Origin of the sequence: Streptomyces avidinii (genome assembly GCF_014650695.1) — a bacterium.
In the GTDB taxonomy this organism is placed as follows: Bacteria; Actinomycetota; Actinomycetes; order Streptomycetales; family Streptomycetaceae; genus Streptomyces; species Streptomyces avidinii.
Genome location: NZ_BMVL01000031.1, coordinates 1 through 9,067, shown reverse-complemented (window position 1 = coordinate 9,067; position 9,067 = coordinate 1). Strand labels below are relative to the sequence as shown.

5 protein-coding genes are annotated in these 9,067 nt (G+C 72.1%); 3 read left to right on the top strand and 2 right to left on the bottom strand.

Going from position 1 to position 9,067, the window contains the following annotated elements; genetic code table 11:
• Positions 1–54: 54 nt before the first annotated feature.
• Together IE257_RS37280 and IE257_RS37275 are read right to left on the bottom strand one after the other, a co-directional pair.
• Positions 55–714 carry a response regulator gene (locus IE257_RS37280; RefSeq protein ID WP_189974488.1) on the bottom strand — a complete coding sequence of 220 codons (660 nt, stop codon included), beginning with the start codon at positions 712–714 and terminating at the stop codon, positions 55–57.
• A complete protein-coding gene (locus tag IE257_RS37275) occupies positions 711–1,916 on the bottom strand; it encodes a sensor histidine kinase (protein WP_189974487.1) in 1,206 nt (401 codons plus the stop codon). Before IE257_RS37275 ends, IE257_RS37280 begins: the two co-directional genes overlap by 4 nt.
• A gap of 134 nt (positions 1,917–2,050) precedes the next feature.
• Between IE257_RS37275 and IE257_RS37270 the strand changes: the two genes are divergently transcribed.
• The 3 genes from IE257_RS37270 to IE257_RS37260 all read left to right on the top strand — a co-directional run.
• A complete protein-coding gene (locus tag IE257_RS37270; protein ID WP_189974485.1) occupies positions 2,051–2,962 on the top strand; it encodes an ABC transporter ATP-binding protein in 912 nt (303 codons plus the stop codon).
• Positions 2,959–3,810, top strand: a complete 852-nt coding sequence (locus IE257_RS37265) for an ABC-2 transporter permease (protein ID WP_229920901.1) — start codon at positions 2,959–2,961, stop codon at positions 3,808–3,810. The genes IE257_RS37270 and IE257_RS37265 overlap by 4 nt, the downstream gene beginning before the upstream one ends.
• Positions 3,811–4,267: 457 nt before the next feature.
• Positions 4,268–9,067 (top strand): non-ribosomal peptide synthetase (locus IE257_RS37260; protein ID WP_189974464.1); only part of this gene is annotated, 4,800 nt, incomplete at its 3' end.

The following is a 9,067-nucleotide window of genomic DNA, read 5'->3' as shown; positions in this document are numbered from 1 at the left end:
AGCGGACGCTGCGGCCGGCCGTCGGCGGCTGCGGAGCGGGGCCGGCGGGCGGGGTCAGGGCGACACCAGACCGGCCTCGTAGGCGATGATCACCAGCTGGACCCGGTCGCGGGCGTCGAGCTTCGCGAGCAGCCGGGTCACGTAGGTCTTGGCGGTGTGGACGCTGATCACCATGTGTTCGGCCAGCTCCTGGTTGGACAACCCCTGGCCGACCAGGCCGAGCACCTCGCGCTCGCGGGCGGTGATGCCGCTGATGGTCCGGCGGGGCGGGGTGGGCGCGGCGGACGAGGGGCGTCCGGCGAACTCCTTGATCAGCCGGCGGGTGACGCTGGGAGCGATCAGGCCGTCTCCGGCGGCGACCACCCGCACCGCGGCCAGGATGTCGTCCAGCCCCATGTCCTTGACCAGGAAACCGGAGGCACCGGCCCGCAGCGCGGCGTACACGCAGTCGTCGTCGTCGAAGGTGGTGAGCACGACTATCTGGGCCTTCGAGGGGCCCGCGGTGATCTGCCGGGTCGCCTCGATGCCGTCCGTCCCGGGCATCCGGATGTCCATGACGACGACGTCGGGCTCCAGGGCGGTGGTCAGTTCGACCGCCTCGGCGCCATTGCCCGCCTCGCCGACCACCTCGAGGTCGGGGGCTTCGGCCATCACCATCTGCAGTGCGGTGCGCACCAGGGGCTGGTCGTCGGCCAGTACCACGCGGATGCTCATCGCACGCCCGCCGGGACCGGCAGTCGAGCGGCCACCCGGAAGCCGCCCTGGGGGAGCGGCCCAGCGGAGAAGTCGCCGCCCAGCAGGTCGACCCGCTCGCGCATGCCCAACAGCCCGAGGCCGGAGCCCCCGGCGGCCGAATGAGCGGACCGGTGACCGCTGTCGGAGATCTCGACGGACACCTCGGTGTCCTGACAGTCGATGGACACCTTGCAGGACTTCGTGTTCGCATGGCGCACGACGTTGGTGACGGCCTCCTGGATGATCCGGAAGGCCGACATGTCGACGTCCGGCGGAAGCCGGCGCTGTGCGCCGTGCCACTGGACGTCGATGGTGACGCCCGCGGCGGCCGTGGATTCGGCGAGCCGGTCGACGTTCGACAGACCGGGACCGGGTTCCAGCGGTGCGGGCTCGGCGTCGGTGTCGTCCCCGGGTCGGCGGAGGGCGCCGAGCATGCGGCGCAGTCCCGACAGCGTCTCCCGGCTCGCGGTCTCGATCTCGCCCAGCGCGTCGCGGGCCCGGGTCGGCTGGGTGTCGATGACCCGGCGTGCCGCACCGGCCTGCAGGGCGATGACGCCGATGGTGTGCGCGACCATGTCGTGCAGCTCACGGGCGATCCGCAGCCGCTCGGCGGTGACCGCGCGGGCCGCGGCCTGGGCGCCGAGCTGCTCGGCGTGGACGCGGGACTGGTGCGTCGAGCGCCCGATCAGCCAGGCGATGACGGCCAGCAGCACGGCCCCCTGGGCGTCGGCCGTGCCGGTACTGGGGACCATGACGACGTGCAGGAGCAGCGTGCAGGCCAGCATGGCCGCCGCGATCCGCGAGGCCCGCCGCGAACGGGTCGCCGTGATGACGCCGAGCGCGATGTCCGCCGGGAGGAACTGCAGGGGCGTCAACTGCGACCCGAGGTTCCACCCGCCGTTCGCGATCACCGGGGCCGCGATCAGCAGGGCGATGCCGGCCAGGGGCCGCCGCCCCAGCAGCGCGCTGCCCGCCAGCGCGGCGAGCCCGGCCAGGGACAGCATCGCCCAGTCCCCGCCGGTGGCCGGAAGCCCTTGGGTGGAGCCGTCGTCGAACCAGCCGGCGGTGCCGTGCTGTCCGACGAGCAGCGTGGGATAGAGGGAGACGACCAGCCAGGCGAAGGCCGTCCAGCCTCCCGGTGGCACGCGCTTGAGCAGCGGGAGAGTCAGCGTGGCGTACATACGGCGATGGTAGCCAGGCGGCTTCCGCCGGACATCGGACCACGGAGGTACTCCCCTGGATGACATGCGGGGACGGCAGAGTGTCACCCCTGGTCGCATGTGCTGAACACCGCCTCGTCGGCATAGTGAGCCGCATGATCGAAGTCCACGAGCTGACGAAGCGCTACGGCAAGAAGTTGGCGGTCAACAACCTGAGCTTTACCGTGCAACCCGGCCGCGTGACCGGGTTCCTCGGCCCCAACGGTGCGGGCAAGAGCACCACCTTGCGCATGATCCTCGGCCTGCACCGGCCCACCAGCGGGTCCGTCACCGTGGACGGCCGCGCGTACCGCGACCTGCCCCGGGGCCTGCGGCACGTCGGCGCCCTGCTGGACGCCGGAGACGTGCACGGCGGCCGCACCGCCCAGGCCCACCTGCACGCACTGGCCCGCAGCAATGCCATCCCGCGCGGCCGGGTCGACGAGGTGCTGGACGAGGTGGGGCTGACCGACGCGGCGAACCGGCGGATCGGCGGCTTCTCCCTCGGGATGCGCCAACGCCTCGGCATCGCCACGGCGCTGCTCGGCAACCCGCCGGTGCTCCTCTTCGACGAGCCGCTCAACGGCCTCGACCCCGAAGGCGTGTACTGGGTGCGCGGTCTCTTCCGCAGGCTGGCCGCCGAGGGGCGGACGGTCTTCGTCTCCAGCCACTTGATGACCGAGATGCAGCACACGGCGGAACACCTGATCGTCGTGGGCCGCGGCGAGCTGATCGCGGCCGAGAGCGTGACGGAGTTCTCGGCCCGCGGCGCGGGCCGGAGCGTATCGGTCCGTACAGCCGCCCCCGAGACGCTCGCCCCCCTGCTGACCGCCGAGGGCGCGTCCGTCGTCCGAGAGCCCGACGGGCTGCTCACCGTGGTCGGCCTCGACTCGGACCGGATCGCCGAGCTCGCCTTCCAGCACCGTGTCCTGGTCCACGAGTTGACCGCCCGCACCGGCTCGCTGGAGGAGGCGTTCATGGAACTGACCGCCGACAGCGTCGAATACTCCGGAGGAGAGAACCGATGACCGCGTCGACGACGATGAGGCCCGCGGACGCGGACGTGCAGGTCCGGCAGCCCCGGGCCCGGTTCACCGATCTGCTCGCGGCCGAGTGGATCAAGCTGTGGTCGCTGCGGTCGACCCCCTGGGCCTTCGCGGCCACCCTGGTGGTGATCCTCGGCATCAGCATCAGCACCGCCTACGGCGACTACCAGAGCTACCCCGGGCTGGACGCCGACCGCCAGGAGTACTTCCGGGCGTTCGGGGCGCTCGGTGACTGCTTCCCCACGGGCAGTGCCACGTTCCTGGTGTTCGGCGCAGGAGCCATCGGTGCCATCTCGGTCCTCAGCGAATTCACCACCGGGATGATCCGTACGACGTTCGCGGCCGTCCCCGCCCGCCGTTCGGTGATGGCCGCGAAGGTGGGCGTGGTCACCGCGGCCACGACCGCGTTCGGCCTGGTGGCGGTCCTGGCCTCGTACGGTGGGGTCCAGTGGATCCTGTCGGGCCACGGCGCCGCCGCCGGCCTCGGGCACCCCGGTGTGCCGCGCCTGCTCGCGGCGTCCGTGGTGCTGGCCCCGGTGTCCGCCCTCGTCGGCATGGGCATGGGCGTGGTCATCCGGCACAGCGTGCCCACCATCGTCGCCACGATCACCCTGCTGTTCGTGGTGCCGTCGCTGCTGGACCCGAAGGACTACCTCTCGGCCACCTTCCTCCACACGATGGTCCTGCAGGCCTGGCAGCGCCTGACCTACGAGTCGGCCACCGCCGAGCTGTGGCCGTGGTCGCACACCGGAGCGTGGACCGTCCTCGCGGTCTGGGCGCTGGTCGCCACCGTGCTGACCGTCTTCTCATCGGACCGCAGGGACCATTGAGGGGTCGACCGTCAAGGCCTGCCGGTCGAAATTCCCGTCGACGTAAAGTCCCGTCGCCCCTCCGGGCGGCGGGACTTTCCGCTGCCGGAATTTCCTGTCTGTCAAGGACCGGTGAGTGCCGGATTCAGGGGGTGTTCAACTGCCTCCAGGAGGGCAGTTGAACACCTCTCACACCCCTCCGACCTGCGGTCCGACGGTCGAGCCCGCGTGGGTCGGCAGAACATTGATCACCGCTGGAGGGTGAGCCATAGTGGCCTTCGGGGAAGCTGCGGTGCCCCCGGACTGCCGACAAAAGAAGAGACGGGCATTCGCCCGGTCGGGAATTCCGGTAGAGGTGGCGCCGCCAATAGCCGCCATTTCACCCGTGCCGACATCAGGGCAGGGAAAACGGCGGCTGGATTTCACCAGTCAACCTCGGCCGACGTCGCGGCCAGGACGTTAAGCAGGAGGGGCCCTGATGATTCCGTTGTCATTCGCGCAGCGTCGGTTGTGGTTCATTCAGCAGCTGGAAGGTCTGAGCGCCAACTACAATATCCCGCTCGCACTTCCGCTGTCCGGTGAACTGGACCAGGATGCGCTCGCGGCGGCACTGCGCGACGTCCTGGAGCGGCACGAAGTCCTGCGGACCACGGTTGCCGTGACCGACGGCGAGCCCCACCAGCACATCCATGACATCGACGATCTCGACTGGGCCCTCCAGCGGGTCGATCTGACCGGCGCCGACACGTCGCAGACGCCGGCCGCCCTCGCCGCCGCGCTGGCCGACGCTGCCGGGTACCACTTCGACCTCTCGGCCGAACTCCCCATCAGGGCCTGGCTGTTCCACACCGCCCCCGAGCAGTACGTACTGGCCGTGGTGGTGCACCACATCGCCGGTGACGGATACTCGATGCGCCCCCTGGCCGACGACGTCTCCGCCGCCTACGCCGCCCGCCGCGCGGGCAACGCCCCGCGGTGGGAGCCACTGGCCGTCCAGTACGCCGACTACGCGCTCTGGCAGCGCGAGCTGCTCGGCGACACCGCCGACCCCGAAAGCCTGATCAGCCGTCAGGTGTCGTACTGGAGAAGCGCGTTGAGTGGTGCCCCGGAGGAGCTGGAGCTCCCGTACGACCACGCCCGCCCGCAGGTGGCCACGTACCGCGGACACAGCACCCCACTGGAGATCCCCGCCGAGGCGCACGCCAAGCTGGCGGATCTGGCCCGGGCCGAGGGCGTGACCGTCTTCATGGTCCTCCAGGCCGCACTCGCCGTACTGCTGTCCAAGCTCGGCGCGGGCACCGACCTCCCGATCGGCACGGCGATGGCCGGCCGCACCGACATGGGCCTGCGCGACCTGGTCGGCTTCTTCATCAACAGCCTCGTGCTGCGCACCGACGTCTCCGGCGACCCGACCTTCACCGAACTCCTCGCGCGGATCCGCGAGACGGACCTGTCGGCGTTCGAGCACCAGGACGTACCGTTCGAGAAGCTGGTCGAGGAACTCGCGCCCACCCGCTCGCTGGGCCGCCACCCGCTCTTCCAGGTCATGCTCAGCGTGGAGAACCTCGCCCGCGCCGAGGCCGACCTCGGCGACGCGCGGTCCGCCGGACTCCCCGCCGGATCCACCTCCGCACCGATCGGCACCGTCGCCAAGTTCGACCTCGAGGTCACCGCCGAGGAGGCCTTCGACGCGTCCGGCGCCCCGGCCGGCATGAACGGCTCGGTGATCGTCAACGCGGACCTGTTCGAGGCCGCTTCCGCCGCCCGGTTCGCCGCACGCCTGGTACGCGTCGTGGAGCAGCTGACCGCCACGCCGCAGGCCCGGATCAGCACCGCCGACGTCCTCGACGCCAACGAGCGCGCCCTGCTCCTCACCGGCTGGAACGACACCCTCGCCGAGACCGCCCCCGGCCTGCTGCCCGAACTGTTCGCGGCCCACGCCGAGCAGACCCCGCACGCCGTCGCGGTGGTGTCCGAGGGGACCGAGGTCACCTACGCCGAACTCGACGCGCGCGCCAACCGCCTCGCCCACCGGCTGACCGCCCTCGGCATCGGCGCCGAAACGGTGGTCGGCCTCTGCCTGCCGCGCGGCGTCGACATCGTGATGGCGATCCTCGCCGTCTGGAAGGCGGGCGGCGCCTACGTGCCCCTCGACCCCGAGCACCCGGCCGAGCGGCTGTCGTTCATCCTCGACGACAGCCACGCCCGGGTGGTGCTGAGCACCCGTGACACCGCCGACGGCGTCGCCGGGCAGCTCGACGCGGACCGCGTGCTGTGGCTCGACGACCCGCGTGAGGCGGCCGAACTGGCCGCCCTCCCCGCTACCGCCCCGCACGCCCCGCTCACCGCCGGCGGCCTCGCCTACGTGATCTACACCTCGGGTTCGACCGGCCGCCCCAAGGGCGTGGCCACCGGCCACGGCGCCCTGGCCAACCTGGTGTCGGTGTTCGGCCCCCTCATGGAGGTGGCCCCGGGCGTCCCCGTGCTCCAGTTCGCCTCCTTCAACTTCGACGCCTCCGTGCTGGACGTCGCGGTCACCCTGGCCCACGGCGGCACGCTGGTCGTGGCCGGCGCGACCGAACGGTCCGAGCCCGCCCTGCTGCGCGCACTCGTGGAGGAGACCGGCGTCCGCTCGGCCAGCCTCGTCCCCTCCCTGCTCGCCGTGCTCGACCTCGACGACCTCGCCGGGGTCGGCGCCATGGTCGTCGGCTCCGAGGGCATCGACCCCGCACTGGCCCGCGCGTGGGCCCGCGGCCGCCGCCTCGTCCACGCATACGGCCCCACCGAGGCGGCCGTGATCACCGCCGTCGGCCGGGTCGACCACGACGGCACCGGCGCGGTGCCCTTCGGCGGCCCGGTGGCCAACACCCGGATGTACGTCCTGGACGGCCACCTCCAGCCGGTCGCTCCCGGTGTCACCGGCGAGCTCTACATCGCCGGGGCGCAGCTGGCCCGCGGGTACGTCGGACGCCCCGACCTCACGGCCGAGCGCTTCGTCGCCTCCCCGTACGCGGTCGGCGAGCGCATCTACCGGACCGGCGACCTGGTGCGCCGCACCGAGGACGGACAGCTCGTCTTCGCGGGCCGCGCGGACCAGCAGGTCAAGGTCCGCGGCTTCCGCATCGAGCCCGGCGAGGTCCAGGCCGTGGTCGCCGCACACCCCGGGGTAGCCCGGGCGGCCGTGGTCCCGCGCGAGGACACGCCCGGCGACGTACGGATCGTCGCGTACGCCGTCGCGGCGAACGGCGCCGGTGACCCGTCCGAACTCAACGCGTCCATCCGCGAGTTCGTCGGCGCACGACTGCCCCAGTACATGGTCCCGTCAGCCGTCGTGCTGCTGGACGAGCTGCCGCTCACGGTCAACGGAAAGCTCGACCGCAAGGCGCTGCCCGCCCCGGCCCACGCGGCCGGCGGCGGCCGCCGCCCGGCCACCCGCCAGGAACGCGTCCTGTGCGAGGAGTTCGCCGCGGCACTCGGCCTCGATGAGGTCGGCGTCGACGACAACTTCTTCACCCTCGGCGGTCACTCGCTGCTCGCCGTGCGCCTCGTCGAGCGACTGCGCGCCCGTGGCGTGGCCGTCCCCGTCCGCGCTCTCTTCGAGACCCCCACCCCGGCAGGGCTCGCCCTGTCCGGAGGCGCGGCCCAGGTCGACGTACCCGAGAACCTGATCCCGGCCGACGCGACCGCGATCACGCCGGAGATGCTCCCGCTGGTGGACCTCACGGCGGAGGAGATCGAGCGGATCGCCGCCACCGTCGACGGAGGCGCGGCGAACATCGCCGACGTCTACCCGCTCGCCCCGCTCCAGGAGGGCCTGCTCTTCCACCACCTGCTCGCGGGCGAGGGCGAGGACGCCTACGCCCTGCCGATGGTCCTGGAGTTCGACTCGCGCGGCGGCCTCGACGCCTTCCTGCACGCATTGCAGCAGGTCGTCGACCGCCACGACATCCTGCGCACCGGCATCGTCTGGGACGGTCTGCGCGAACCCGTCCAGGTGGTCTGGCGCCGCGCCCGGCTGTCCGTGGAGGAAGTGACCCTCGACGCCCGCGCCGCCGACCCGGTGGCCGAGCTGGTCGCCTTCGGCAGCACCGCGATGGATCTGCGCCGTGCCCCGCTGATCGGTCTGCACCTGGCCCGCGCGTCGCACGACGAGAGCGACGGCCGCTGGCTCGCCCTGATCCGCGCGCACCACATGGTGCAGGACCACACCGCGAAGGAGGTCCTGCTCCAGGAAGTCCACGCCTTCCTCACCGGCCACGGCGACGCACTGGCGCAGCCGCTCCCCTTCCGCAACTTCGTGGCCCAGGCGCGCGGCGCGGTCGACGAGTCCGAGCACGTGCGCTACTTCGCCGACCTGCTCGGCGACGTCACCGAACCCACCGCGCCGTACGGCGTGCTCGAGGCCCGCGGTGACGGCAGTGGCGTCATCCGGGGCGGACTCACGCTGCCCCGTCCGCTGACCCTGCGGATCAGGGAGATCGCCCGCCGGATGGGCGTCAGCTCGGCCCCCGTCCTGCACGTCGCCTGGGCACGCGTGCTCGCGGCGGTCTCCGGCCGTTCGGACGTGGTCTTCGGCACCGTCCTGTTCGGTCGGATGAACGCGGGCGCGGGCTCCGACCGCGTCCCCGGCCCCTTCATGAACACCCTCCCGGTACGCCTGCGGACCGCCGAACTCGGCTCCCTGGACGCCGTGTCGTCGATGCGCGGCCAGCTCGCCGAGCTGCTGGAGCACGAGCACGCCCCGCTGGCACTGGCCCAGCGCGCGAGCGGCGTGCACGGCAACACCCCGCTCTTCACGTCCTTCTTCAACTACCGCCACAGCCACGGCACTCGGGGTGTGGAGGCCGCCACCGCCGCTGCGGCCGAACCGGTCACCGGCGTCCGGATGGTCTTCGAGCACGACCGCACCAACTACCCGCTGTCCGTCGCGGTCACGGACGACGGCGACTCGCTGGACGTGACGATCGACTCGATCGCCCCCATCGACCCGCACGCCGTCAGTGCACTGATGCACGTGGCCGTCGCCAACCTGGTGGAGGCCCTCGAAGCGGCCCTCGGCGGAGGCGCGGACGCGCCGCTGGAGGGCGTGGACGTCCTCGGCGAGGCGGAGCGGCGTCAGGTCCTCGTGGAGTGGAACGACAGCGGATGGGACGTCGGTTCGGGTTTGGTGCCGGGGTTGTTCGGGGCGCAGGTGGTGCGGGCTCCGGATGCGGTGGCGGTGGTTGCCGATGGTGTTGAGGTGTCGTTCGCGGAGTTGGATGTGCGGGCGAATCGGCTG